This window comes from Bacillus sp. NEAU-Y102, assembly GCF_054788175.1.
The window spans coordinates 113,693-140,146 of the sequence record NZ_JBTWFK010000010.1; the positions used below are offsets into that span (position 1 = coordinate 113,693).

Below are 26,454 nucleotides of genomic sequence, written 5' to 3' on the forward strand. Positions count from 1 at the left end.
TAAACATGAAGGATTGGCATAAAAGTGTAGTCTATCAAATTTATCCGAAGAGCTTTAATAGCTATTACAATAAAGAAACCGGTGATATAAAAGGGGTTACAGAGAAACTAGATTATTTAAAAGAACTCGGAGTGGATTATATTTGGTTAACACCGATATACCAATCACCACAAAATGATAATGGATATGATGTAAGTGATTACTACAGCATTGATCCATCTTACGGAACGATGGAAGAGTTTGAAGAACTTTTAGCAGAAGCGAAAGTACGTAACATTGAGATTATGCTTGATATTGTTGTAAATCATAGTTCGACTGAACATAAGTGGTTTAAAGAAGCGAAGGAAGATAAAAATAGTCCATATCGTAATTACTATATTTGGCGTGATGAAAAAAATAATTGGCAGTCTAAGTTTGGTGGATCTGCTTGGAAATATGATGAGAAGACGGAGCAATATTATTTACATTTATTTGATGAAACACAAGCTGATTTAAATTGGGAAAATGAAAAACTTCGTGAAGAAGTATATGATATGATGCGTTTTTGGATGGATAAAGGGATAACAGGATTTCGATTAGATGTTATTAACTTAATTTCAAAAGACCAATGTTTCTTAAACGATGAAGGTAGTACTGCGACAAGTGATGGACGCAAGTATTATACAGATGGTCCGCGTGTTCATGAATATTTAAAAGAGATGAACCGAAAAGTTTTTGCAGGAAAAGATGTAATTACAGTTGGAGAAATGTCATCTACGACAATTGATAATTGTATTAAATATTCTAATCCTGAGCGTAATGAACTGAGCATGACGTTTAGTTTCCATCATTTAAAAGTAGATTATCCGAATGGTGATAAGTGGACGAAAGCAGAGTTTGATTTTATTAAATTAAAAGAGATTATGTCTAACTGGCAAATTGAAATGCAAAAGGGCGGAGGATGGAATGCGTTATTTTGGTGTAATCATGACCAGCCTCGCATCGTGTCACGCTTTGGTGATGATGGAAAATACCGAAACGAATCTGCAAAAATGTTAGCGACAGCCATGCACATGCTGCAAGGAACGCCTTATATTTATCAAGGGGAAGAAATCGGTATGACGAATCCTAAATTTGAATCCATCGAGCAATATCGTGATGTGGAATCGTTAAATATATATGATATAAAGCTAAAAGAAGGGCTATCAAAAGAAGAGATTATAGGGATTTTAAAGCAGAAATCTCGTGACAACTCTCGCACTCCGATGCAGTGGAATGAAGAGATGAACAGTGGTTTTACAACAAGTACACCTTGGATTTCAGTGGCTGAAAACTTTACAGAAATAAACGTAGAGAAGGCATTAGAAGATAAAGAGTCCGTATTTTATCATTATAAAAAGTTAATAGAACTTAGAAAAACATATGATGTAATTACAGAAGGAGAATATGCTATTTTGGATAAAAATGATCCTAAAATTTGGGCATATACTCGTACTACAGAAAGTGAAGTACTACTTGTTATAAATAACTTCTATGGAGAAGAAATAACGTACTCTGTACCAACACATGTTCAATTAGATGGAATGAAACAAGAAATACTACTGTCGAATTATAAAGATTCCAGCAAGGATATTACAAAACTTAACTTAAGACCATATGAATCAATTGTCTATCGATATACGAAATAAAAGGTTGTATGCCCACGTGGCATACAACCTTTTATTTTAAGACACCACTATACAAAATGCTTACTTCTACCTCAGGTTTGAATTTTACTTTTGCATAATCTTTATTCCAATTTTTTTTCTTCCATAAGTCAGGATGATAAGCGATAAGATGTCTTCCAATACCGAAAGCATCACAATTTGCTTTTTGTAACTTTTTCGTTATCTTTTTAGCTTCTTTCGTAAGCTGTTTAGACAATTCTTTGTTTAGTTTGGCTCTTTCATCCATTTTGTAAAGATTATCTCTCGGAGCTTCAAGCGCTATAACTTTTAATTGAAGCTTAATGTGAGCATAAACATTTCCTTTTTTATCCGTTGTTATTTTTAAGTCTCGTTTTAACTTTCGATTGCTAATTTCCATCGTTAAATAATCAGATGTCTTCTCTGATTCATCGCTAGTAAGTTTTTGGGTTATACGGGCACTTGTTCCCATTTTTCCGGTTAATAACACGAATAAAACAGAGTGTTTCAAAGGTAAATGCCCAGTTAATTTATCATCGTTAAATAAAGCTAATCCGTTTGTAATTACTTCTTTTCCTTTTATTTTTATAGAAGGGAGGGTGAAATCTTTACCAGGATCTAACATTTTTGTAGCGGCTGTTTCTAAAGTTTCTTTTGGAAATACACTCATATCTTCTAAGCTTTTCACTTTTTTCTTTAGAAAATCTCCAATTAGTAAATTTCCTACTTTCTTTTTTTCTAGTATCTCGGATGTTTCACCATCTACTGCAATAAGTTTTACTAAAGCAGTTGGGTTTGTTGGGTCACGAAAGCTGACATCTAAATAGGGTAGCATACCTTTTTTTAGAATTTTGGTTCCTAGTAATTGAACACCATATTTGAAATAGCGAATGTTTCCAGTCACATTTTTTTTTATGGCATCGCTTGTATCCCTTATATTATGCCCGGTTGCTGAATGTATTTCATTTTCGAATGAAGATTGCTCTCCGCTCGAACTTTTTACGAGCTCAATTGTTTGCTGGAGTTTATTCTCTTCCGTAATATCAGATCCAATACTATAAGCTAACCTTGCTTCTCTTAATGGTTCTTGATCCCAACAGCCAGAAAGGAGGGAACTAGTACATAATATAAAAAGTAATTTAACTCTTTTTTTGAACATACTGTTCTCCTTTCTTCTTTCTTATTACTGAATAAAGTAGAAATAAAAAAGGGAGGACAACGATGAAAATATAGGTGAACTTATCAGTGAAAGTTGCAATTACTTTTAATTCTTCAGGTGTATCTATAAATAAGGCTACACTAAAAGCAATAATACCAACGATTGGAACAGCCTTTTTATGATTAGCAAGGTTGAATATATGGCCAATTCCGATTGAAGCAGCATAATAATAACTAGCAATAGAAGCCACAACTGTTATCATCCATATTGGAATGAATAGTAAATCAGTCCGGTCTATAATCCCGATATGCAAGGAGCGTAATAAGTAAGCAACTGGTTCTGGAATAAGTTCAATTTGTTTTGGACTAAATACGATAAAGCAAATCCAAACAGTAAAAGTATAAAAAAGAGTTACAAATCCATTAGCGATAGAAATGGCCTTTAGTTTTTCCACAGAATTCCCATTTACTTTTGGGAAAGCGATAAGAATAATTTCAAAACCATACATGGCTGTAATTGTTTCTTTGGATGCTTGAATAATATTCCACCATCCAGCCTCTGTAATGGGAAAAATATAAGAAAAATCAGCTCGTGTAAGCCCTAGGGCAATTAAAAGCGCCATAGGTAAAATGAGAATAGAGGCCATGACATAAAATCGTACGATGACTTTAAACGTATTATAAGCTACATAACAACAAGCTATTGTAAATAGCATAAGAATGGCATACCACGGAGTTGCTTGTAATATCCACACTTTAATGACATTACAAACATTTAACATAACCGTCATACCGATAAGGGTAAAATAAAAAACATAAGCAAAACCTAATAGTTTTCCAAACTTATTACCAAATAGCATACAAACACTTTCATACATATCAGCATCAGGAAATCGTTTTAAGAAAAGCCACATAAGTAAAATGATAAGTTGAATTGCCAATCCAGCGATGAGTGCAGAAATCCATCCACCACCTTTAGCAATTGGGTGAAGACGGTTTGGTAGAGAAAGTATGCCGACACCGATTTGGCATTGAATAACGAAAAAGGTAAATTGAACTAGCGAGATTTTACTTTGCGTGTTTGTCACCGTCCTCATCCTCTCTCGTTACATGTTGGCGCTGCATTTTTTTCGGTTTTGGATCATGTGGTCGTTCCCAAAATGACCAAATTGGAAGTCTTACGAAAGAATCTTTCATATCCTTTATCCGCATTGGTGCAAGGGGAGAAAGATATGGTGTATGAAAAGAATGAAGCTGACATAAGTGAACGAAAGTTATAATTAGACCGAATGATATTCCTACATATCCGAATATAGCAGCAAGGAGCATTAACGGAAAACGAAGAATCCGAACGGCGGAACTCATATCATTTGATGGAACGAGAAAAGATGAGATTGCAGTTAAAGCTACAACGATAATCATTGTATAAGAAACGAGGCCGGCTTTTACAATTGCATCACCAATTACTAAACCACCTACAATACCGATTGTTTGTCCAACGCGGCTCGGTAGACGAATACCAGCTTCCCGTAATAATTCGAAAATTAACTCCATTAAGAGAGCTTCAAAAATAGGTGGGAGTGGTACTTTCTCTAATGAAGCTTTAATTGTGTACACAAGTTCGAGCGGCAACACATCAGGATGAAAAGCGACAGTTGCAATATAGAAAGCTGGTAAGAGAAAGGCAATTAAAAAACTTACTAAACGAATCATTCGGACGAAAGAACCGACAATCCAGCGGTTATTATAATCATCTGGTGATTGATAGAAAGCGAATAACGTAACAGGTACGATAAGTGCTGTTGGATCTCCGTCAGATAAAATAGCAACTCGTCCTTCCATTAAATTTGCTGCGACTCTATCTGGACGCTCTGTATTTAATTGCTGCGGAAATGGCGAGAAAGACGTATCTTCTATAAATTCTTGTATGTATCCTGGTGACATAAGTGCATCCGTTTTAATCGTTTCTAATCTTCTTTTCACTTCTGTAACTAAATCGTCATTCGCTATATTTTGCATATAAGCAATTGCCACTTTCGTGTGCATTTCTTCACCGATTGTAAAATACTTAACAACTAAATTTGGACTCTTAATGAGTTTGCGAATAGAGGTTAAATTAGTTGCTAAATCTTCTACAAAACCGTTATGCGGTCCACGGACAACTCCCTCATTATCAGGTTCGGTTATATCTCTTTTTAAAGATAAAGCTGTTTCGAAAATACAAAAACTGTCGACATGTTCATGGAAATATAATGATTTACCTTGTAATAAGAGCTGTACACCATAATTTAAATTTGTTTCTTTTTTCATATTTAATGTGGAAAAAGCTTTATCTAAAGACAAATCTGACCGCGTTAATAATGGCTCAAGAGCTAATTGATGAATTAAATTTGGGTCTGCTAAAGATTCGATATATAAGATTGTCCCTTTTCCATTTTGAAAAGGGATATCTAATTTTTTTATATCATCTGAGTGACAGAGCTTATTTTCAATGTAATTAATGTTTTCCGGAAGTGATGGAAACATATGCTTTTGGTTTTTACTCTCTTGTTGTTCTTTTTGCTCTGTCATAATTTCCACCTCTTTTAGAATAAAGTTACTTCTGTTAATTTTTGCTTTTTGTGAGAAATTTATGCTTGGATTATTTTTAAAAAAGTAGCTTGAAAGTTACGTTACGTCATCTTTTATACTGTAGAAAATAGGATATAGGGGATGATATAGATGACTTTGAGGCATATGTGGGGATGGAAAGAAATTTTATATTTATTAGTTTTCGTATTTCTTATTGTCCCAATAACAGTTGAATCTCTTTTTTATGAATATGCTTTAAAAATAATAGGGAACTCATTATATGCGGGAGTATTAATGGGATTTATAATGGCGGTGATATTTACTACTGTAGTTTATCTTTTTTGTATAAAAAGATATCAACTGTCTTGGAAAGATATTGGAATTCGAAAGCTTTCATGGAAAGATTTTTTATGGACAGTTATAGCATTGATTACCTTAATTGTAGTTAGTGTTGCTGTATTAATGATAATGGAGAAAATGGGTATTTCTTTTGAAAATAGTAAAACGGAGACGGTTCAAAATGATAAATCAATATATTCGTTCTGTATCGCGGTAATTGGAGCAGCAGTTATATCACCAATTTATGAAGAGATTTTATATCGAGGTGTTTTTTATACATTTTTTCGTGATAGATATGGTATATGGGGTGGAGTGCTTATAAGTTCTATAATATTTACCGTTGTTCATATTCCAACATATAACACATTACCAGTGAATTTTTTTAGTGGAGTAGTATTTGCGTGGTTATATGAGAAAACAAATTCTATTTTATCAGCTATAATTGCCCACGCACTATTTAATTTCATAGCAGTACTTTTAACATTTGTGTCGAATTAAGAAGATATATAGGAGGGATACATATGGAAATAGCTGTAGAACGTGTTTTTACAAAAGAGATTTTAAAAAGAGCGGCGAGTTTGTTTCATGTAGCAGTGGAAGAAAAACCACTTGGAGATTTTGAAAATTATATTTTTAAGGCGAAGGGCGATCGTGGTGAAGATTACGTATTACGTTTAACCCACTCTTCTCATCGTTCAAAAAAAGAAGTCGAAGCTGAACTAGATTTTTTACGGTATGTTGCGGAGCATGGGGCAAAGGTAGCAGGACCTCTTAACTCAACTTCTCAAAATCTTGTAGAAGAAATTGGAGCGGAAGATGGCACTTTCTTTTTTGCTTCTTTATTTACATATGCAAAAGGTGAGCAAGTAAAAGGGGAAGGATCGCCTTATTGGGGAGATGATTATTTTGAAGCATGGGGAAAAGCGATTGGACAACTGCATCGCCTAACAATGAGCTATCCTAAAACAGACTATCGTGATACGTGGGAAGAAGACGAAAGTGGAATTGTTAATGAATTAGAAGATGATCAAGTGAAAAAGATTGCAGCGGTATTAATGGATGAGATTAAGGCCCTTCCAGTTGAAAGAGAAACGTTCGGTCTTATGCACGGTGATATCCATCCCGGTAATTTTCATTATGATGGTAAAGAGCTAACAATCTTTGATTTTGATGATGCGGCTTATAATTACTTTATACATGATTTAGCGATGGTTCTCTATTACTCTATTCTATTTACACCATGGACAGCGGAAGAGAAGACAGACTTTGCTCGTAAACAGCTACAAGTGTTACGAAAAGGCTATGAGCATGAGCACAGACTGGCGGATAGTTGGTATGAATCGTTACCGTTGTTTTTACGTCTACGTGATGTTGGTTTATACGGTACACTTCAAAAGAAGTTTAAGGGGAAAGGTATGCCAGATAACTTCCGAGAATTATCAGAAGAGCTATATGAAAGAATTATAAAAAGAGAAGCAATTGTGAATATATAATACATTTAGTTCGAAACAAAGTATATAAAACAAATATATACTTTGTTTTTTTATACAAAAATATGTTTACTTTATTAAAATAATATTGTCCTAGATTCAGTATACACTTATAATTTTATATATATTCTGAATATTCTTTATAAAGAAGGAGGGGGAATGTTGGAAGCTTTCGTGAATTGGTTAAATAATATTGTTTGGAGTCCAGCACTTGTTTATTTATGTTTAGGAGTAGGTTTATATTTTTCCATTCGAACGAGGTTTTTACAAGTAAGGCATGTAGGAGAAATGGTGAAGCTGACATTTCAAGGTGAAAAATCAGAGGCTGGTGTTTCTTCATTTCAAGCGTTAGCACTTTCGTTATCAGGACGCGTTGGGACGGGGAATATAGCTGGGGTAGCAACAGCGGTTGCCTTCGGTGGACCAGGAGCTGTATTTTGGATGTGGGCAGTGGCCTTTTTAGGAGCAGGATCAGCTTATATAGAATCTACATTAGCGCAAATATATAAGACGAAACATCAAGGACAGTTTCGTGGTGGACCTGCTTATTACATTGAAAAAGGTTTAGGTGTGAAATGGTATGCATTAGTATTCGTTGCAGCGACAATTCTTGCAACGGGGCTTTTACTGCCAGGTGTGCAGGCAAATAGTATTGCTGTAAGTTTAGAAACAGCTTTTGGAATTAACACTACCGTATCAGGGGCTTTATTAGTTGTTGTACTAGCTATTATCATCTTCGGTGGAGTAAAGCGAATTGTTAACGTTGCACAAGTTGTCGTACCGTTTATGGCAGTTGGTTATATTTTAGTAGCTTGCGTTATTGTTGCTATGAATATTGAAAAGTTGCCAGAAGCATTTATGCTAATTATAAGAAGTGCTTTTGCATTAGAAGCGGCTTTCGGTGGTATTATCGGTTTAGCAATTTCTTGGGGAGTAAAACGAGGTATTTATTCCAATGAAGCAGGGCAAGGAACTGGACCACATGCAGCAGCAGCAGCTGAAGTATCACATCCAGCTAAGCAAGGTTTAGTGCAAGCATTTTCCGTTTACATTGATACATTATTTGTTTGTTCAGCAACAGCATTTATGATGATTATTACAGGCATGTATAACGTATTTGATGCAAGCGGAAAAAACTTTATCGTTAATAAATTAAATGGCGCTCAGCCAGGACCAGGATATACACAGGCGGCGGTAGAATCTGTTTTCCCTGGATTTGGAAACGGTTTCGTTGCAATCTCGTTATTATTCTTCGCGTTTACAACAATTATGGCGTATTACTACATTGCAGAAACGAATATCGCGTACTTAAATCGTGATAAAGACCGTCCTTGGTTGTCTATTGTACTAAAATTTGTTTTTTTAGGAGCTGTATTCTACGGCTGTATTAAAACAGCAGCAACGGCGTGGGCTTTAGGTGATATCGGTGTAGGAATTATGGCATGGGTAAATATCATTGCGATTTTATTATTACAAAAACCTGCATTAGTCGCATTAAAGGATTATGAAAAACAGAAAAAAGAAGGAAAAGATCCAGTATTCGATCCGCAGCCATTAGGAATTAAAAATGCTGATTTTTGGGAGCATGAATACGGGAAAGATAAGAAAGAAGAAGTATCTTAATAGAATAGAAATGAAGAAGCAAAGGGGAAACCCTTTGCTTTTTTTATGGACAAATTGAAGCTAAAAGTTATTTTTGGGACTATTTTTGAATATAAAAAGAATGTACATGCGTTGTTAGGGGAAGGGGGAGTATGTTGATAGAATTTCGTAATGTAAATAAATATTATGGTAATTTTCAAGTTTTGAAAAATATTAATGTGCAAGTGAAAAAAGGAGAAGTGGTAGTAGTTGTCGGGCCTTCAGGATCAGGAAAAAGTACATTGCTTCGATGTATAAATCAATTAGAGGCAATTACAGATGGAGAATTAATTGTACAAAATACAGAGGTACACAATAAAAAGACGGACATGAATGAATTGCGGCGAAATATTGGGATGGTCTTTCAACATTTTTATTTATACCCACATAAAACAGTTCTGCAAAATATTACACTAGCACCGATTAAAGTAAATAAAGTTTCCAAAGAAGAAGCAGAGAAAACAGCGATGTTTTATTTAGAGAAAGTAGGAATCCCGGAGAAGGCTAATGTATATCCGCATCAATTATCCGGAGGACAACAGCAAAGAGTAGCAATTGCTAGAGGACTTACGATGCAGCCGGAAATTATGCTGTTCGATGAGCCTACGTCTGCTCTTGATCCGGAGATGATCGGGGAAGTACTTGATGTTATGAAAACGCTAGCTAAAGAAGGGATGACAATGGTCGTTGTCACGCATGAAATGGGATTTGCGCGAGAAGTAGCAGATCGGATTTTATTTATGGATGATGGTCAAATTATTGAAGATACGACACCGGCGCAATTTTTTGCAAATCCTGAACAAGAAAGAGCTCGTTTATTTTTAAGTCGGGTGCTAAATCATTAGAGGAGGAATTTCATGCTTAAAATGAAAAAGTTATTTACTTTAATCATATTTTCATGTTTATTCGTGCTTGTTGTTGCTGGATGCGGAAGTAAGAAAGATGAGGCAAAGGAAACAAATACGAAGCAAGGCGGGGCTGTTGAGCAAATTAAGAAACGAGGAAAATTAGTAGTCGGGGTGAAGAATGATACGAATTTATTTGGATTAAAAAATCCTTCAACAGGGCAAGTAGAAGGATTCGATGTTGATGTTGCGAAGGCACTTGCGAAAAAAATTCTTGGAGATGAAAAGAAGCTAGAGCTGAAAGAAGTAACGTCTAAAACACGTATTCCAATGCTGAAAAATGGTGATATTGATGTAATTATTGCGACAATGACAATTACGGAAGAGCGCAAAAAAGAAGTGGATTTCTCAGATGTATATTTTAAAGCCGGACAATCGTTACTTGTGAAAAAAGGAAGCAATATTAAGAGCATCGATGATATAAAACAAGGCGTTAAAGTATTAGCTGTAAAAGGATCAACATCTACAAATAACATTCGTCAAAAGTCACCAGAAGCGACTGTATTAGAATTTGAAAATTATAGTGAGGCATTTACAGCGTTAAAGGCAGGTAAAGGTGATGTGTTAACGACAGATAATGCAATCCTTTACGGAATGGCAAAACAAGATTCTAATTATGAAGTAGTAGGAAAAATTTTCACAGATGAACCGTACGGAATTGCAGTGCAAAAAGGTGCAGACGATTTAACGAAAGAGATTAATAACTTACTAAAAGATATGAAGGCGAGCGGGGAATACGATAAATTGTATGAAAAATGGATCGGTCAAAAACAAGAGAAGTAAAGTGAAACTTTATTTTTCTTGATAAATAGTAAAAGTGAGAGGATGAGAGTGCTCATCCTCTTCTTGTAAAGAAAGAGGGGAGAATATGTGCCTGATTTTTCTATATTAACGAATAACATTGATATGTATTTAGAAGGATTTAAATATACAGTTATGTCTAGTGTAATTGCATTGATAGGCAGTTTTATTTTAGGAGTAATTTTGGCAGTAATGCGCATCGCACCGATTCGTATTTTAAATTGGGTAGGTTCAGCTTTTGTAGAGTTTGTAAGAAATATTCCACTCGTATTAATTGCATTTATATTTTATTTCGCGTTACCTGTAATAGGAATTACTTTAAATGGTTTTGTAGCAGGAACAGTTACGCTTACTGTATATACAGCAGCGTTTATTGCGGAAGTTATTCGCGCTGGTATTCTATCAGTCGAGAAAGGTCAGATGGAAGCAGCACGTTCCTCAGGATTGACTTATACGCAAGCAATGTACCATGTCGTTTTACCTCAAGCTATGAAAATTGTAATTCCCCCTTTAGGAAACCAGTTTCTCAATTTAGTTAAAAACTCCTCAATACTTGGAATTATTGCTGGTGCTGATTTAATGTATCAAGGAGATTTAATTTCAACGAAGACGTTTGTTACGTTTGATGTATATATATTTGTCGGGATGTTTTATTTAATATTAACAATTCCGCTCAGTATGCTAGTGCGTTATTTAGAAAAACGCTTAGCAAAGGAGGCGGTGTAAATGGATTTTAAGGGAGCAATTACAGGGGATCATATTCTATTTTTATTAAAAGGATTACTTATAACGTTAGAGGTAGCGCTCGTAGCAATTGTACTTAGCTTTATTATTGGTAGTGTAATAGGGATATTGCGCTACATGAAAATACCTGTCGTCTCACAAGTATTAGGAATTATCGTTGAAGTAATTCGAAATTTACCACTACTTTTGATTATATTTTTCACGTATTTTGCACTACCAGAAGCAGGCTTGAAATTAGAAATTATAACAGCTGTAATTGTTGCTTTAACAATATTTGAAGCAGCAATGATATCTGAAATTGTTCGAAGTGGTCTATTATCGATTGAAAAAGGACAAATTGAGGCCGCAAGATCTTCAGGATTAACGTATGTGCAAGCGCTTTGGCATATCATTTTACCACAAGCATTAAGGAGAATGGTTCCACCGCTTGTCAGTCAATTTATTTCATTGCTGAAAGATACAGCATTAGCAGTTGTTATATCACTGCCAGAGCTTATGCATAATGCTCAAATTATTAGCGGGCAAAATGTGAATTATATGATTCCAACGTTTATGGTAGTAGCTTGTATGTACTTTATCGTAAATTATAGTTTATCAATTTTATCCAGAAGATTAGAACTTCGTTAACCCTTACAATATATGTAAGGGTTTTTCCTTGTTTCTCCTTATTTTCCTCTAAATAGAATCTAAATCTAGCTATAATTAGATTTTTTATATTATTTTATCAGAAAAGTTTTAATTTTATATAGAAAATGTAATCGCTTTCGTGTATATTTTTATTATCAGAAAATTTTAACAAGATATAGGGGTATTTGTAGGGGGAGGATTTAGATGCAGCAACCAACGAATGAGAAATTACATCGTACGATGAAGAGTAGACATTTATTTATGATCGCACTAGGTGGTGTAATCGGGACTGGTTTTTTCTTAGGTTCAGGTTACACCATTAATCAGGCTGGACCAGGGGGGGCCATCCTTTCCTATTTAGTGGGCGGATTTATTATGTATTTAACAATGCTTTGTCTTGGAGAGTTAACAGTAGCGATGCCGGTTTCAGGATCTTTCCAAAAGTATGCAACGAAGTTTATTGGACCAGGAACGGGCTTTATGATTGGCTGGTTATACTGGCTCGGCTGGGCAGTAACAGTAGGTCTAGAATTAACGTCAATAGGTTTAATGATGAAAAGATGGTTTCCAAATGTTGATGTTTGGGTATGGTGCCTTGTATTCGGTGTTATTTTATATGCTTCAAACGCAATTTCGGCAAAAAGTTATGCTGAATTAGAATTTTGGTTTTCTAGTATTAAAGTAATTACAATCCTTGCATTTGTTGTTCTTGGTGGTAGTGCATTATTAGGATTTATATCATATGACGGAAAAGAAGCAGCACCTCTTTTCTCTAACTTTGTAAGCGATGGTGGACTTTTCCCGAATGGACTAGCTGCCGTATTACTTACAATGATTACAGTTAACTTCTCGTTCCAAGGAACAGAGTTAATCGGAATTGCAGCGGGAGAAAGTGAAAATCCAGAAAAAACAATTCCACGTGCGATTCGTAATACAGTATGGCGCATTATGTTATTCTTCATTTTAACAATGACGATTTTAGTAGGATTAATTTCTTGGAAAGAAGCAGGCGTAATTGAAAGTCCATTCGTAGTTGTATTTGATAAAATCGGTATTCCATATGCAGCTGATATTATGAACTTCGTTATTATTACTGCGTTATTATCTGTAGCGAACTCTGGATTATATGCAGCGACGCGTATATTATGGTCACTTGCAAATGAAGGAATGGCACCAACTTCCTTCCAGAAAGTAAATAAGCGTGGTATTCCAATTACTGCGCTAGTCGTAACGATTGCGGTAGCTGGATTATCCCTATTCACAAGTTTCCTTGCAGAAGATACAGTATACATGTACTTATTATCAATAGCTGGTTTATCAGCTGTTTCAAGTTGGATCATTATTGCTCTATCGCAACTTCGCTTTAGAAGTCAGTATATAAAAGGCGGAGGAAAGTTAGAGGACTTAAAGTATAGAACACCACTATACCCGATTGTTCCAATTTTAGCTTTAATTACAAATAGCATCGTTGTTATTAGTTTAGCGTTTATTCCTGAACAAAGAATGGCGTTATACTGTGGTATTCCATTTATCATTTTCTGCTATATATATTATTATTATTATATGAGTAAGAAACGGCAGAAACCGATGAAAGTGGAGATGGACAAAACAAATGAAACTAACAATCAAACACGATGATATAAAGGCAGATTTATCGTACGGTCAATTAGCGATTGGAAAAGAAAACGGGTATTCACCGTTACAATTACTCGTTTCTTCTATCGCAGGATGTAGTGCAATTGTCTTTCGAACGATTTTAGAAAAAAAACGTATTACATACGATACGTTTACAATTGAAACTGAAATTGGTAGAAGTGAAGCTTTATCAAAACCAGTTGAAAGTGTTCATTTGCACTATAAAATTAAAGCACAAAACATTACAAAAGAGCAATTGGACAAGGCACTACAACTTGCAGTGAAAAATTGTACGATTGTTCAATCGGTAAAAGATAGTATAAAAGTTACGGAAACAATTGAACTAATAAAATGAAACATAAAAACGTGAGAGCCGTATTCTCACGTTTTTATGTTTTAGAAAGAGGGGAAAGTGTAATGGACTGTTTAGGTTGTAAATTAGCAAACGAAGAGGGAAAAATATATAAAGTATATGAAGATGATTATGTAACTTGCTTTTTAGATCATGCGCCTTTCTACCCAGGACATACTTTAATTGTGCCAAAGCAACATGTTGTAGAAGTAGATGAATTAGATGATGTTGTAGCAAAATCAATTACGGATGCTTCTAAGATTATTGCAAAAGCGATTAAGTCATTATATGAACTTGACGGAATTACAATTTGCCAAAATGGTGGAATCTTTAACGAACTTACGCACTATCATGTGCATGTTGTACCGAGATATAAAGAGCGTTCGTTTGCTGAGTTTTATACGGTACAACTGGGAGAAGAGCAGAATCATAACTTGGAAGAGACAAAGAATTTGTTAAAAGAAGCGATAGAGCAAATGCTACTTACTGAAAAGGTATAAGAGGGATGTTCTTAATGGAACAGTCAGGGAAATTCTAATATAAAAAAGCCCAATTTCTCAGTTACAATAGAGAAATTGGGCTTTTTTCATTCTATTATTCGGTTTTATCTATTAAAGAATACTGCAGTGTCACAAAGTATATCGCTCATTCGTTATATAGAGTGAGAGGAGGAATTATATGAAAGTTACAAATAACGATTATGAAAAGATGGAAGAGCTATACGAGTTGTACGAACAAAAAATTTATTATGTAGCGTATTCTATTTTAAATAATATTCAGCAGGCTGAAGATGCGGTTCAAGAGACGTTTATTATTCTTTATAAGAACTTAGAAAAACTTCATAGCTTGAACACGCAAGAGCTTAAACGCTATATTTTGAGGGTCGCGAAAAACAAGGCGATTGATAGTTACCGGAAAAATAAACGACATGAAACATTTTTAGAAGAATATGAAAGAGAATCAATAGAAGCAGTAGATGAAAATATTGAAGAGTGGGAAAAACGTAAAATGTCTGAGGTTCAAATTGATACATTGCTAAAAGAGTTAAATGAGTCTAATAGACAGGTGTTTAAGTACAAAGTCTTCTATAACTTAACGTATCAAGAAATTTCAAGTGTCATGGGGATAACCGAGGCTACTGTCCGCAAGCAGTTTGAGCGTGCTCGAAAACGAGTTCAAAATATGATAGGAGGTATACAACATGACGAATTCAAAGAACTCCAAAGAAATGTATGATTTTGCCGAAAAGATTGCTTTAGATGATTTTGATAAACTCGAAGAACAACATGAATTTTCACATACATATACGCGCAAAAAGAAATTGTTTATGGAGGAAATGAAGTTGAAAGATGGACAACCTCGGAAAAAGCGTAAAAGACATCGTATGTTAATCGCTGCTGCTTGCTTATTGATTGGTATGCCGACAACCGTTTTTGGTGCAGTGAAAGTCTATAATATGATTGTCCAAAAACAAAATTACGAAGTAAATGTTTCAGTAACAAACAAGGACTCGAAAAAGAGTGATAAGTGGTATAAGTTGAAGATTGGTAAATTGCCAGAAAATATGGAAGCAATTGATGATAGTGCTATGAAATATTCATTTAAAGATAACTACGCAATGGGAGGATTTTCATTCGCTCTTCGGAGGGTAGGGGAAAATACAGATTTTCAAACTCTGTATTCGAAAAGTTACGAAGAAAAAGAGATAAATGGTAGGAAAGCAGTAATTGTCCATAAAGAAACAGGAAACAAAAATGTAATGTTCGATAGAAAGGTCTTTCTCTTTTTTGAGAAAGAAGGGATTATGTTAGAAAGTTATATTGGATCCGATATAAACGAAGAACAAATGATGGATGTGTTAGGGAACATTTCACTTGAGCCTACGTCAAAAGAAAAGGCATCACATATAATAGATTATGATGAAAATCGTTTTAGCAAAGCAGAGGAACCTAAAAAAACTAAGGTTATTCCTTTGAAAAAAGATAGTAAACGACTATTTCATGTAGGGCAAAAGGTTCCAGTAACGATAACGATGGATGATAGTCAAGTTGAATATGTGATAGAAAAAGTTGAAGTATTTGATTCAATCAAAGATTTTAAACAAGAGAACTTTTATGAACTTGGCTTAGGAATACTAAGCAGGAATCAGGCTTTGGATCAAGGGGGACAATTAATACCATATAGACGGGACAAATATAAAATTGGAAATGGTAAAGATTCAATTGATCAATTAGTAGAATCAAAATTAATTCATCCTAAATTTGTCTACCTAACAACAACAGTGAAAAATATAGGTAAACAGGCGACAGAAGAAATCTATATGCATCCATCTATAAAGCTGCTTAAATCTGAAGGTAATGCATGGAACTATGCTAAAGAAGATGGAATTGCCGAGAAAAATATTATGACGGGCGAAGTTGATTACTTAGAACCTCATGGAGACGGAAAAGGTTTTTACAATATTGGCAGTATCCGACCAGGAGAAACGGTAAAAGTTAACTTAGGCTATTTTGTAGATGAGGATAAACTAGACTCAATCTTCCTTGATGCTTTCCATTACAGAGGGAATGGTGGCACTGAAAATATGAATGCGTCATATCGTTGGTGGATTGATATTCGTCAACAGTCAAAACAATAGGAACAAATACACAAAAAGCTGCTTATATTTAGCAGCTTTTTTCGTCTTCATACATATGTAAAACTTCTTTTGCACGTATACGTAAACCATCTATCAATTCTTTCGGTTCTAAAACTTTTGCATCTTTTCCAAGTCTATAAAATAAAGGAGTAATAAAGTTAATCTCACCTTTATCAATTGTTGAATTTATATATCCTGTTCCATCCTCGTTTACTATAACGAATTCCTCAAGATAAGGAACGCTTTTACATTGGCGTACGCCTTCTGTTTTCAGTAAAACATGCAACTGAGTAGGACTGTGTACTACGTTAGAGTTAGAGGAAAACCACTCTTCTAAATTCATGAATGTATCCTCATTTTCTTCCGTTGATAATATAGAAAGAATACGATCAATGCGATACAGTAATACTTTTTTCCTGCCATAGTCATAGGACGGTAAGTACCATAGCCCGTCATGAGCATATACACCGATAGGATGAACATGTTTTGTTTTTATCCCTGATTTAGATTCGTATTGAAAGTGTAAATTTTTATTTTCAATAGCGGCAGTTAACGCGTCGTTTAAAAGTGGTGTCTCAATTGTTCTCTTCGGATTCCAAAAGGCGATATAAGAATGTATTTTATCAACTTTCGCTTTCGCATCATGTTGTAGAGAGCTATACAGTTTATGCGTAACAGAATGGATCTCTGTATTAAAAGGCAGGTCTCGGTAGTAGCTTAAAGATTGAAAGGCAAAAAAGATGGAGACCGCTTCTTCTTCCGTAAATAAGATAGGTGGAATGACCCTATTTGTTAATACTTTATATCCTCCATTGCGACCTTGTTCAGCGTAAATGGGCAATCCCATATCACTTAAATCTAAAATGTATCTATGGACCGTACGAACGGAAATATTAAATTCATCAGCTATTTCTTGAGCTGTAAATGCTTTTTTCGCAGAAGCAAATATAAGAATATCTAATAAGCGTTTAGCTTTTGACAAATGTATCACCTTTTTCTTTTTAACATGACATAAAGTGTCATGTTTTATTGTTAGTATATTGTTTACATCATATGTTATCAAGATGAGATACAAGGAGGAAAAGATATGTCACGTGAAATAGTTTTATTTATAGCGGCGAGCTTAGATGGATATATTGCGAAAGAAAATGATGATTTAGAGTGGTTAATGGAAACGGAAGGAGAGGGAGATAACGGTTATACAGAAATGTACGAAACGATTGATACAATAATTATGGGAAAGAAAACGTACGATTATGTAGTAGAGCATATGGAAACATTCCCGTACTTAGATAAAGCATGTTATGTTTTTTCTCGTTCAGAAAAAGGTTCAGACGGAAACGTGGAATTTGTAAATGAAGATGTAGTGGAGTTTACAAAAAGGCTAAAAGCACAAGAAGGATCTAAAATATGGATGGTTGGTGGAGGGAGTCTACTGAGAGAGTTCTTTAAGAATAATCTAATTGATGAATATGTTGTCACGATTACCCCTCACATATTAGGTTCTGGAGTTCCGTTATTTCAAGAGAAGAATCCGGAAATTAATTTAACTTTAACCGATACGAAACGATTTGGACAATTTGTAAATTTATATTATAAAGTAAAATGATAAAGTGAAACTTTAATCAGTGGGGGTTTTGTTCATCTCCCACTGATTATTAGTTGAACCAATCGGGCTTTTACGGGCAGTTGATCCCCCACCTAACTTCTTTGCTTCCGCTGAATTTTGATGTAGGGGTCTTACTGCCCGTTAATGCGGGATAAAAAAACACGACTATTGATGATAGTCGTGTTTTTTTATGGATGGTAATGAAATTGTAAAACAAGATCCATGATCAACTTTACTCGTGACAGTAATCGTCCCGCCGTGTAGTTCTACAATTTCTTTTACGATAGATAGCCCTAAACCAGTTCCCCCTGTAGATCGTGTTCTTGCTTTATCGACACGGTAAAAACGGTCGAAAATGTGAGGGAGGTCTTCAGGCGGAATACCTTCGCCTTCATCTTCAATTGTAATGGAAATACGTTTATGTTCTTCTGTAACAGAAATATTTATATGAGAATGTTCTTTTGAATGTCTATAAGCGTTATTTAAAATGTTTATTATCACTTGTTCAAATCGCTGTTCATCTAAGTTTACTAGCAGTGTAGGAGGACAAGAGAAAGAAACTTTAATGTATCTTTCTTTATATATGGCGTTCACTTTTTTAGCTATGCGAGTAAGGAAGGTGTGTAAATGCACTTCCTTTACTTGAATAGAAAAGTTATGCTGTTCCATTTGTGCAAGTGAAAATAAATCTTGAACTAAGTTTGTAATGTAATCAGATTCATCTTTTATAATCGATAAATATCGCAAACGTTGCTCAGGAGAGGTGCTTTTTTTTAAAGCAATGTCAGCATAGCCTCGTACGTATGTTAAAGGTGTTCGTAATTCGTGAGCAACACTTGCTAGAAATTCACTTCGCTCTGTTTTCATATAATGTAGATCATTTGCGAGCGTTTGAATAGATGATGCTAGTTCACCAATTTCGTCATTTCGACTAGTTGTTAATGAAACAGATAAATCGCCTTTACTCATTTTTTCAGTGGCATGTTTCATGTGTAACAATGGTTTTGTTAATAAACGTGATAATAGGAAAATTGTGATGACTGTGAGTAGAAACGTGATGGCACCAGCAATAATGAATTGTTTCGTTAATCCATTAACCAGCTCTTCAATTGATCCTGTTCCAAGAAACATGTACACATAGCCTTCATGTTTTCCATCTACTACAATGGGGCTAACTGTACATATATAATTAGATGTTTTCCAGTGATTTTCTATAATCGCTCCGTTATGGTCTGTTCGAGTTTGCATTTTACTAATATGATCTTTGATAGTCGAGTTTATTTCGTTAGATTTAGCTAGTATTTTTTTATTTGTATTTGTAATAACGACAGTTGTTTCAGCTTCAGATTCCATTAATGCTACGTGAGAGATGGTTTGTTCATCATAATATTTTTCAAGTACATCCCGGTGACTATTTCCTCGCTTTAATAAAGCCGTCATTTCTTCATTTACTCTAGTGTTTACGAGGCTATAATAAAGCAAAATAAAGAGAACACTTTCAATTAAAATTGTAACAATTAAAAAATAAAATCCGAATTGAATAGAAATTCGCTTCATTGTTTCGCTCCTAAATATTCGGTATCAACCCACCTATAACCTACCCCATACACAGTTTTTAAATGATGATCAATAGGGAAATTTGCTTTTCGCAATTTATCACGCAAATTACGAATATGTGAATCGACTGTGCGATCTTCTGTATTTGTGTTTAATCCCCAAATTCGTTCAATGAGCTGATCACGGCTTAATACATAATTCACATGGCGTAAAAATAACCCGAGTAAAGAGAATTCGATCGGTGTGAGAAGAAGTTCTTCATTATGTACAGAAGCGAAGTGTTTTGTTTCATCCCATACAATACCGTGATATTGGATTTGTTTATGTTCATTTGTACGTCTTAAAACGGCTTCAATTCTTGCGAAAAGTTCTTCTTCATGGAAAGGTTTCGTTACGTAATCATCCGCTCCGAGTTTTAATCCTTGGATGACATCTACTGTTTGATCACGAGCGGTAACCATAATAATAGGAACGTTACTAAATGAACGGATTCTTTTGCACGTTTCCCATCCGTCCATCTTTGGCATCATAATATCGAGTAAAACAAATTTAAAGTTTCGATTTTCTATATGTAAAATAGCTTCTTCTCCGGAAGTCGCACATACGCAGTTATATCCAATTGGAGTAAGATAAAGCGTTAATAATTCAAGCATTCTCGGTTCATCGTCTACGAGCAGTATATCAATCATAGAGAGCCCTCCATATTTATAATCGTTACTTAAAGTGTAATGCAAAATCATGAAGAAATGGTGCAGATTATGATGTGTCTGCATAATTTCTTCAGAATTGCTTGTTATTGTGGAGTTGAAATTACATTTTAGGTAATCATATTGGCTCAAAAATGATTAATACGGAGGCGGTATAGTGAAAAAAATGACCCGAATTTTTGGGATAACAATAATTACAGCAGTTGGTCTTGCTGCATGTGGGCAAACGAATACAGACCATAAAAATCATGAATCTACAAAAGAGAAGAAAACAGAGCAAAAGGAAATGAAAATGAATCAGGAGGTAACGGCGCCAAAAGAAATGAACGAAGGGGCATCGAATGATTTATTAACGACAAGTTTAAAAAATGTGACGAGGTTAAATACAAATGATCCCCTGCAAATGGCAGTGTTAACTTCGCAAACGATATGGCCAGCAACCCATAAAGAGAACCAGCCGGGTGCTGTTATTTTAGTACCAGCAAGCGAGTGGCAATTAGGTATTGCGAGTGCAGACCTTATTCATCATCCGAATAACGGACCGATTTTATTTATAGAAAAAGAAAAGATACCGGAAATGACGTTAAAAGAAATAAAACGATTAAATCCAATCGGAACGAAAGATGGAACACAAATTATGGTGATGGGGGATGTAGGTACTAGCGCGCTTGAACAATTAAAAGGTTATAAAGTAAAACAAATAAAAGAAACGGACCCAGCTATATTTGCGAAAGATGTTGATAAGGAGTATGCCGATATAACAGGAAACTACCCAAATAGTGTTATTATCGGTTCATCTGCAGAAGAAGGACGTTTATATACAACACCCGCTGTAAACTGGATTTCTCATATGCCGGAACCACTACTGTATACAGAAAAGGATAAAGTGCCAGAAGCGACAATAGAGGCATTAAAGATGAGAAAAGATAAAGCAAATATATATTTACTAGGACCAGAAAAAATTGTTTCAAAAGAAGTAGAAAAAGAGTTAAGCAAATACGGGAAAGTAACGCGTATTAGCGGTGAGAATCCAACAGAAAATTCTATCGCATTTGCGAAGTTTAAAGATGAAAAAACAAAATTTGGCTGGGGATTCATAAAACCTGGTCACGGTTTATCATTTGTTTCAAGCAAAACACCAGATTTAGCAGTTGCTGGGGCACCTTTTTCACATATGGGTAAACACGCACCTGTTGTCTTGTTAGAAGAAGGGAAAGCTTCACAACCAGTGTATGACTTCCTTGCTACTATTCAGCCGAAGTTTAAAGATGATCCAACACTTGGACCATATAATCATGGCTTCTTATTAGGAAGTACGAGTGATATTTCATTTGAAACACAAGGAATACTAGATGAGAGGTTAGAAATTGTTCAGGAAAGTGGTCAAGGACACGGTGGACATTAATAAAGTGAGTAAAGGCGCTGCTAAGGTAGCGTCTTTTTCTTTAGGAAACTTTTACATAGCAAAAAATCTTCTACTCGTTATATAATAGCTTTCGTGCAGTCGGCTAGATTTTCTTATGGAGAAAATCAAATTATAAAGGAGTAGAGGAGTGGTATTTTGTTTCAAACGATAAAAAATGACTGGTTTTCTAATGTGAGAGGGGACGTGTTATCAGGAATTGTCGTTGCTTTAGCATTAATCCCTGAAGCGATAGCCTTCTCTGTTATTGCAGGCGTGGATCCGACAGTTGGACTATACGCAGCCTTTTGTATTGCGGTTACCATTTCATTTGTTGGCGGAAGAACTGGAATGATTTCAGCTGCAACAGGTGCAATGGCATTATTAATGGTAACGCTTGTTAAAGATCATGGTTTGCAATATTTATTTGCTACAACAATATTAACAGGTATCGTCCAAATTATTTTTGGCGTGTTCAAACTGAGCTCATTTATGAAGTTTGTTCCGAAATCTGTTATGAGTGGTTTTTTAAATTCACTTGGAATTTTAGTTTTTACAGCGCAATTACCGCATTTTAAAAATGCAACTTGGCAAATGTATGCACTCGTTGTATTAGGACTTGCAATTATATATTTATTTCCACGTATTACAACGGCTGTACCTTCTACGCTTATTTCAATTATTATTGTGACGAGTATTGCACTTATGAGCGGATTACAGTTGAAAACAGTAGGGGATATGGGAAGCCTACCGAAAGAATTACCGTTCTTTAGTATTCCTGATGTGCCATTTACATTAGAAACATTAGGGATTATTTTACCTTATGCAGTTATGCTTGCAATCATTGGTTTACTAGAGTCTTTATTAACAGCTTCAGTTTTAGATGATATGACGCATACAGAAAGTAATAAGCATAAAGAGGCACGTGGACAAGGGATCGCAAACATCGTTGCTGGATTTTTCGGAGGAATGGCAGGATGTGCAATGATCGGTCAATCTGTTATTAATATTAAATCAGGTGGACGAGGTCGCCTATCAACATTTGTAGCGGGCGGATTTTTAATCGTATTACTATTCGTTTTAGGAAATTATGTCGTTCATATTCCGATGGCAGCTTTAGTTGCGGTTATGATTATGGTTTCAATCGGAACGTTTGATTGGAACTCTGTAACAACGATTCATAAAGTACCAAAAGGAAACGCATTTGTTATGATTGTAACAGTTGTGATTGTCTTAATTACACATAATTTAGCATTAGGTGTAATTATCGGAACAGTAATTAGTGCGGTGTTATTTGCATTCAATATGGCAAAGATTCACGTGAAACATTTATATATTGAAAATAAGAAAATATACGAAATTCACGGTCAACTTTTCTTTGCATCTACAGCCGATTTCATAAATAATTTTTCATTTAATGAAGATGTAAAAGAAATTGAAATGAATTTTACTCATGCGCACGTATGGGATGATTCAGCAGTGGCATCAATTGATAAAGTTATCATGAAGTATGAGCAAAGTGGTGTGAAAGTAAGTATAACAGGATTAAATGAACGTAGCTCAAAACTTGTTGCAAATTTGGCTACTTATAATAAAAGAATTGCTAGTTAAAAGCCTCCTTTTTAGGGGGCTTTATTATATAATACGAGTAGGATAACGAAAAGGGGATTCAGCATATGTACAAACAAATTATATTAGCATGTGACGGTTCTGAACATGCACTTCGAGCAGCGGAACATGCAACATATATTGCGAAATGTAGCGAAGAAACAAATGTTGAAGTTGTGTACGTAGTAGATAATAGAACGGCAAAATCAGATATTATACAAGGTCAAACAGACTTAGAAACAATATCAGCTAGTCGAAAAGATAAATTAAAAGAGATTGAAGGTCTATTAAAGAAAGAGAACATTTCTTATACAATTACGATATTACATGGTGATCCTGGAGATACAATTGTTCAATATGTAAATACAGGAGATATAGATCTTGTTATCGCTGGAAGCAGAGGGCTAAATACACTGCAAGAAATGGTGCTTGGTAGTGTCAGTCATAAAATAGCAAAACGAGTGAAATGTCCGGTGATGATTATAAAATAAAATAGAATGTAATGAAGACCTTAGTATAACTGAGGTCTTTTTTATGTATAAATAACTCTTATTTGTGGAAATACTAGATATATAAGTTGAAAAGATGTTAACTTACAAATTTGTAAGTTAGTTGTTAGAGAAATCGATGTTATGAAATTTTTCCCATTGGTAAAATAAAAGTATCACAGGGGAGATAGGGAGGATGGAAGCAATGAAATCATTTCAAAATTTGTCATATAGTCAAGGGGTAAGCTTAATTTGTCTAGGGGGATTTGCTGCATCTGTTACGTTAGCTGTTTTAATAAAGGTGTTTCATCAAATTTTTTAATATTAGAGTAGGGAAGGAATTGGTTGTTATCATTAGTAGGAACAGCAATGAAAATAAAAAATAGCTCTTAGCATGTATGTAGATGCTAAGAGCTATTTTTATGATTTTTATATGTTATTTAAGCTTGTTTTGATTTTACTGACCCTGTATTTAAAGTAAGGGCAAGGAAGAACATTGCAAGTATGCAAGATGCAAGTAATAAGATGAATCCGCCATCCCACCCGAATGCATCTACGATAAAGCCCATAGCGGCACTAGCGAAAGCAGCTCCGCCTAAGTAACCGAAGAATCCAGTTAAGCCTGCTGCAGTTCCAGCAGCTTTCTTTGGTGCTAAGTCAAGAGCGTGTAGACCAATTAACATAACCGGTCCGTAAATTAAAAATCCAATTGCGACAAGAGCGATACTATCAACCATTGGATTACCAGGAGGATTTAACCAGTAAACAAGAACTGCGATAAATACACCAATCATAAATAAAATACCAGCAGGTGCACGACGTCCTTTAAATAGTTTATCACTCATCCATCCGCAAAGAAGTGTACCTGGAATACCAGCCCATTCATATAGAGCGTAAGCAGTACGTGAGCTACTATGAGTAAAGCTTTTTTCTTCTACTAAATAAGTAGGAGCCCAGTCTACAACGCCGTAACGTACGAAATACACGAAAACGTTCGCAATAGCGATGTACCATAAAAATTTATTGTTTAGTACGTATTTAAATAAAATTTCCTTTGCCGAAAGTTCGCGTTCGCGATCTTTTATTTTCTCATCTGGTGGATATTCTCCAGTATGCTCTTCAATAGAAGGTAGTCCACAAGATTGAGGTGTATCTTTCATTGTAATTAGTACATAAATACCAACTAAAATTGAAAGAATACCTGGGAAGTAAAAAATACTATGCCAGTCATTTGCAAAGAAGTATAAGCCTAATGTTACAAGAGAAGGCATCAGCGCGCCGCCGACATTATGAGCGACGTTCCAAATAGACATTTTTGTACCACGTTCGCTAATAGAGAACCAGTGAACCATCGTACGACCACAAGGAGGCCATCCCATGCCTTGTACCCATCCATTTAAAAACTGAAGTACAAACATAAGTATAATGCTCGTTGTAATGAAAGAAAATGAGCCGAAAATAATATTAATGATACCTGATAAAAATAGCCCAGCTGCTAAAAAGTAGCGAGGATTACAACGGTCGGATACGATACCCATAAGAAATTTACTTAATCCGTAAGCGATAGATACTGCTGAAAGGATAACCCCAAGTTCCCCTTTACTAAATCCTTGCTCGATTAAGTATGGCATTGCTAGTGAAAAGTTTTTTCGAACAAAGTAGTAACCTGCATAACCAATGAAGATACCTAAGAATACTTGTAAACGTAATTTACGGTATTCGCTATCAACGCGATCAGCTGGTAAGCGTTCCGCGTGGGGCGCAGGTTTAAATAATTGTGTGAAAAACATAAAATGAAAATCCTCCCCTAATTAATTCGAAGCGTTTTAAGACAGAGAATATAAAAAGGCCATGAAATATAAAAAAGTTTCCTTTTTTATGATTCATAGCCGTGTACTCCGTTTCTCCGTGACTGTCAATATTAACTTCGTCGAAAATTATACAACTTTGTGACAAAAATGTAAACGTTTTTATGAATAAAAGTATTGACGGATTTTGTTCGTGGGATTAATATTTAAATACGTTAAATATTTTATTGTTTAAATAAGAGGTGGATAACATGCCAAATGATATGACGCATATCGATAAAATTCAAGCTCTAGCCTTTTCGATTGGAAAGAAAATGCAGACGGAGTTATTAGAACAAATGCAAGCAACAGGACTTACACCACCGCAGTTTTATATTTTAAAGATTCTAGATCATTATGGGGCTTCAAGAGCGACAACATTAGCAAAAAAGATGTATGTGAAGCCTAGCGCGATTACAGTGATGATTGATCGTCTAATCGATCAAGAACTTGTAGAACGCTATCACGACAAAGATGACCGTCGTGTTGTCATCATCGAGTTAACGAAAAAGGGGAAAGCTAGAGTAGAAGAGGCAATGACAGCTCGCAACGAGCATATTGCAAAATACTTTTCACATTTAGAGTTGCAAGAAAGAGAAGATTTATTACGTCTCTTTGAGAAGTTAGAAACCATTATTTGCGGGACACAAGAGAAAAAAGAGAATAACTAA

General features: G+C 35.1%; 26 protein-coding genes. 19 read left to right on the forward strand and 7 right to left on the reverse strand.

The window, feature by feature from the left end:
- Window positions 1-5 precede the first annotated feature (5 nt).
- Complete coding sequence (gene treC / locus ACYFX0_RS23280) at window positions 6-1,667, forward strand: alpha,alpha-phosphotrehalase (protein WP_460271966.1); 1,662 nt, start codon at window positions 6-8, stop codon at window positions 1,665-1,667.
- A gap of 31 nt (window positions 1,668-1,698) precedes the next feature.
- On the opposite strand, the gene gerKC is transcribed toward treC, so the two are convergent.
- The 3 genes from gerKC to gerKA are packed head-to-tail and all read right to left on the reverse strand — an operon-like array spanning window position 1,699 to window position 5,393.
- Window positions 1,699-2,823: a spore germination protein GerKC gene (gerKC, locus tag ACYFX0_RS23285; protein WP_017762783.1), complete on the reverse strand. Its 1,125-nt coding sequence runs from the start codon at window positions 2,821-2,823 to the stop codon at window positions 1,699-1,701.
- On the reverse strand, window positions 2,804-3,910 hold the full coding sequence (locus ACYFX0_RS23290; RefSeq protein ID WP_074789907.1) for a GerAB/ArcD/ProY family transporter: 1,107 nt from the start codon (window positions 3,908-3,910) through the stop codon (window positions 2,804-2,806). Before ACYFX0_RS23290 ends, gerKC begins: the two co-directional genes overlap by 20 nt.
- Complete coding sequence (gerKA, locus tag ACYFX0_RS23295; protein WP_000139245.1) at window positions 3,891-5,393, reverse strand: spore germination protein GerKA; 1,503 nt, start codon at window positions 5,391-5,393, stop codon at window positions 3,891-3,893. Before gerKA ends, ACYFX0_RS23290 begins: the two co-directional genes overlap by 20 nt.
- 150 nt (window positions 5,394-5,543) lie before the next feature.
- Between gerKA and ACYFX0_RS23300 the strand changes: the two genes are divergently transcribed.
- The 12 genes from ACYFX0_RS23300 to ACYFX0_RS23355 all read left to right on the forward strand — a co-directional run bounded on the left by ACYFX0_RS23300 (window position 5,544) and on the right by ACYFX0_RS23355 (window position 16,565).
- Window positions 5,544-6,230, forward strand: coding sequence for a CPBP family intramembrane glutamic endopeptidase (locus tag ACYFX0_RS23300; RefSeq protein ID WP_017762785.1), 687 nt, complete (start codon window positions 5,544-5,546; stop codon window positions 6,228-6,230).
- Between the two features lie 23 nt (window positions 6,231-6,253).
- On the forward strand, window positions 6,254-7,225 hold the full coding sequence (locus tag ACYFX0_RS23305; RefSeq protein WP_000401652.1) for a phosphotransferase enzyme family protein: 972 nt from the start codon (window positions 6,254-6,256) through the stop codon (window positions 7,223-7,225).
- A gap of 159 nt (window positions 7,226-7,384) precedes the next feature.
- The gene (locus tag ACYFX0_RS23310; RefSeq protein ID WP_000387172.1) at window positions 7,385-8,845 is read left to right on the forward strand and encodes an alanine/glycine:cation symporter family protein; all 1,461 of its coding nucleotides are present in this window, start codon (window positions 7,385-7,387) and stop codon (window positions 8,843-8,845) included.
- Window positions 8,846-8,976: 131 nt separating this feature from the next.
- On the forward strand, window positions 8,977-9,708 hold the full coding sequence (locus tag ACYFX0_RS23315) for an amino acid ABC transporter ATP-binding protein (protein WP_003276651.1): 732 nt from the start codon (window positions 8,977-8,979) through the stop codon (window positions 9,706-9,708).
- Window positions 9,709-9,720: 12 nt separating this feature from the next.
- Entirely contained in the window at window positions 9,721-10,551 is an 831-nt protein-coding gene (glnH, locus tag ACYFX0_RS23320) for a glutamine ABC transporter substrate-binding protein GlnH (protein ID WP_460271967.1), read from the forward strand.
- An 87-nt stretch (window positions 10,552-10,638) separates the two neighbouring features.
- A complete protein-coding gene (locus tag ACYFX0_RS23325; RefSeq protein ID WP_001112685.1) occupies window positions 10,639-11,295 on the forward strand; it encodes an amino acid ABC transporter permease in 657 nt (218 codons plus the stop codon).
- Window positions 11,296-11,940, forward strand: coding sequence for an amino acid ABC transporter permease (locus ACYFX0_RS23330; RefSeq protein WP_000345975.1), 645 nt, complete (start codon window positions 11,296-11,298; stop codon window positions 11,938-11,940).
- 204 nt (window positions 11,941-12,144) lie between these two features.
- The gene (locus ACYFX0_RS23335) at window positions 12,145-13,578 is read left to right on the forward strand and encodes an amino acid permease (protein ID WP_460271968.1); all 1,434 of its coding nucleotides are present in this window, start codon (window positions 12,145-12,147) and stop codon (window positions 13,576-13,578) included.
- A complete protein-coding gene (locus ACYFX0_RS23340; protein ID WP_106103654.1) occupies window positions 13,553-13,930 on the forward strand; it encodes an OsmC family protein in 378 nt (125 codons plus the stop codon). Before ACYFX0_RS23335 ends, ACYFX0_RS23340 begins: the two co-directional genes overlap by 26 nt.
- Complete coding sequence (locus ACYFX0_RS23345; RefSeq protein WP_106103653.1) at window positions 13,927-14,427, forward strand: HIT family protein; 501 nt, start codon at window positions 13,927-13,929, stop codon at window positions 14,425-14,427. The genes ACYFX0_RS23340 and ACYFX0_RS23345 overlap by 4 nt, the downstream gene beginning before the upstream one ends.
- A 178-nt stretch (window positions 14,428-14,605) precedes the next feature.
- Window positions 14,606-15,163 carry an RNA polymerase sigma factor gene (locus tag ACYFX0_RS23350; protein ID WP_460271969.1) on the forward strand — a complete coding sequence of 186 codons (558 nt, stop codon included), beginning with the start codon at window positions 14,606-14,608 and terminating at the stop codon, window positions 15,161-15,163.
- Window positions 15,129-16,565, forward strand: coding sequence for a DUF4367 domain-containing protein (locus tag ACYFX0_RS23355; RefSeq protein ID WP_106103651.1), 1,437 nt, complete (start codon window positions 15,129-15,131; stop codon window positions 16,563-16,565). Before ACYFX0_RS23350 ends, ACYFX0_RS23355 begins: the two co-directional genes overlap by 35 nt.
- A 28-nt stretch (window positions 16,566-16,593) precedes the next feature.
- Here the strand turns inward: ACYFX0_RS23355 and ACYFX0_RS23360 are convergent, their stop codons facing one another.
- Window positions 16,594-17,547 carry a helix-turn-helix transcriptional regulator gene (locus ACYFX0_RS23360; RefSeq protein WP_460271970.1) on the reverse strand — a complete coding sequence of 318 codons (954 nt, stop codon included), beginning with the start codon at window positions 17,545-17,547 and terminating at the stop codon, window positions 16,594-16,596.
- A gap of 105 nt (window positions 17,548-17,652) precedes the next feature.
- Between ACYFX0_RS23360 and ACYFX0_RS23365 the strand changes: the two genes are divergently transcribed.
- Window positions 17,653-18,174 carry a dihydrofolate reductase family protein gene (locus ACYFX0_RS23365; RefSeq protein WP_247727735.1) on the forward strand — a complete coding sequence of 174 codons (522 nt, stop codon included), beginning with the start codon at window positions 17,653-17,655 and terminating at the stop codon, window positions 18,172-18,174.
- Window positions 18,175-18,339: 165 nt separating this feature from the next.
- Here ACYFX0_RS23365 and ACYFX0_RS23370 read toward each other — a convergent pair whose 3' ends face one another.
- On the reverse strand, window positions 18,340-19,731 hold the full coding sequence (locus ACYFX0_RS23370) for a sensor histidine kinase (protein ID WP_247727736.1): 1,392 nt from the start codon (window positions 19,729-19,731) through the stop codon (window positions 18,340-18,342).
- A complete protein-coding gene (locus ACYFX0_RS23375) occupies window positions 19,728-20,420 on the reverse strand; it encodes a response regulator transcription factor (protein ID WP_247727737.1) in 693 nt (230 codons plus the stop codon). The genes ACYFX0_RS23370 and ACYFX0_RS23375 overlap by 4 nt, the downstream gene beginning before the upstream one ends.
- 175 nt (window positions 20,421-20,595) lie before the next feature.
- Here ACYFX0_RS23375 and ACYFX0_RS23380 point away from each other — a divergent pair, with 175 nt between their 5' ends.
- From ACYFX0_RS23380 to ACYFX0_RS23395, 4 genes are all read left to right on the forward strand, one after another.
- The gene (locus ACYFX0_RS23380) at window positions 20,596-21,843 is read left to right on the forward strand and encodes a cell wall-binding repeat-containing protein (protein WP_416808344.1); all 1,248 of its coding nucleotides are present in this window, start codon (window positions 20,596-20,598) and stop codon (window positions 21,841-21,843) included.
- A 156-nt stretch (window positions 21,844-21,999) separates the two neighbouring features.
- On the forward strand, window positions 22,000-23,451 hold the full coding sequence (locus ACYFX0_RS23385) for a SulP family inorganic anion transporter (protein ID WP_000487912.1): 1,452 nt from the start codon (window positions 22,000-22,002) through the stop codon (window positions 23,449-23,451).
- A gap of 65 nt (window positions 23,452-23,516) precedes the next feature.
- Window positions 23,517-23,939 (forward strand): universal stress protein, encoded by a 423-nt coding sequence (locus tag ACYFX0_RS23390; RefSeq protein ID WP_000277998.1) that lies wholly within the window; start codon window positions 23,517-23,519, stop codon window positions 23,937-23,939.
- A 202-nt stretch (window positions 23,940-24,141) separates the two neighbouring features.
- The gene (locus tag ACYFX0_RS23395; protein ID WP_000834733.1) at window positions 24,142-24,258 is read left to right on the forward strand and encodes a DUF4027 family protein; all 117 of its coding nucleotides are present in this window, start codon (window positions 24,142-24,144) and stop codon (window positions 24,256-24,258) included.
- A gap of 118 nt (window positions 24,259-24,376) precedes the next feature.
- Here ACYFX0_RS23395 and glpT read toward each other — a convergent pair whose 3' ends face one another.
- Window positions 24,377-25,726 (reverse strand): glycerol-3-phosphate transporter, encoded by a 1,350-nt coding sequence (gene glpT / locus ACYFX0_RS23400; protein ID WP_000466386.1) that lies wholly within the window; start codon window positions 25,724-25,726, stop codon window positions 24,377-24,379.
- A gap of 269 nt (window positions 25,727-25,995) precedes the next feature.
- On the opposite strand from glpT, the gene ACYFX0_RS23405 reads away from it, so the two are divergent.
- Entirely contained in the window at window positions 25,996-26,454 is a 459-nt protein-coding gene (locus ACYFX0_RS23405; protein ID WP_001132365.1) for a MarR family winged helix-turn-helix transcriptional regulator, read from the forward strand.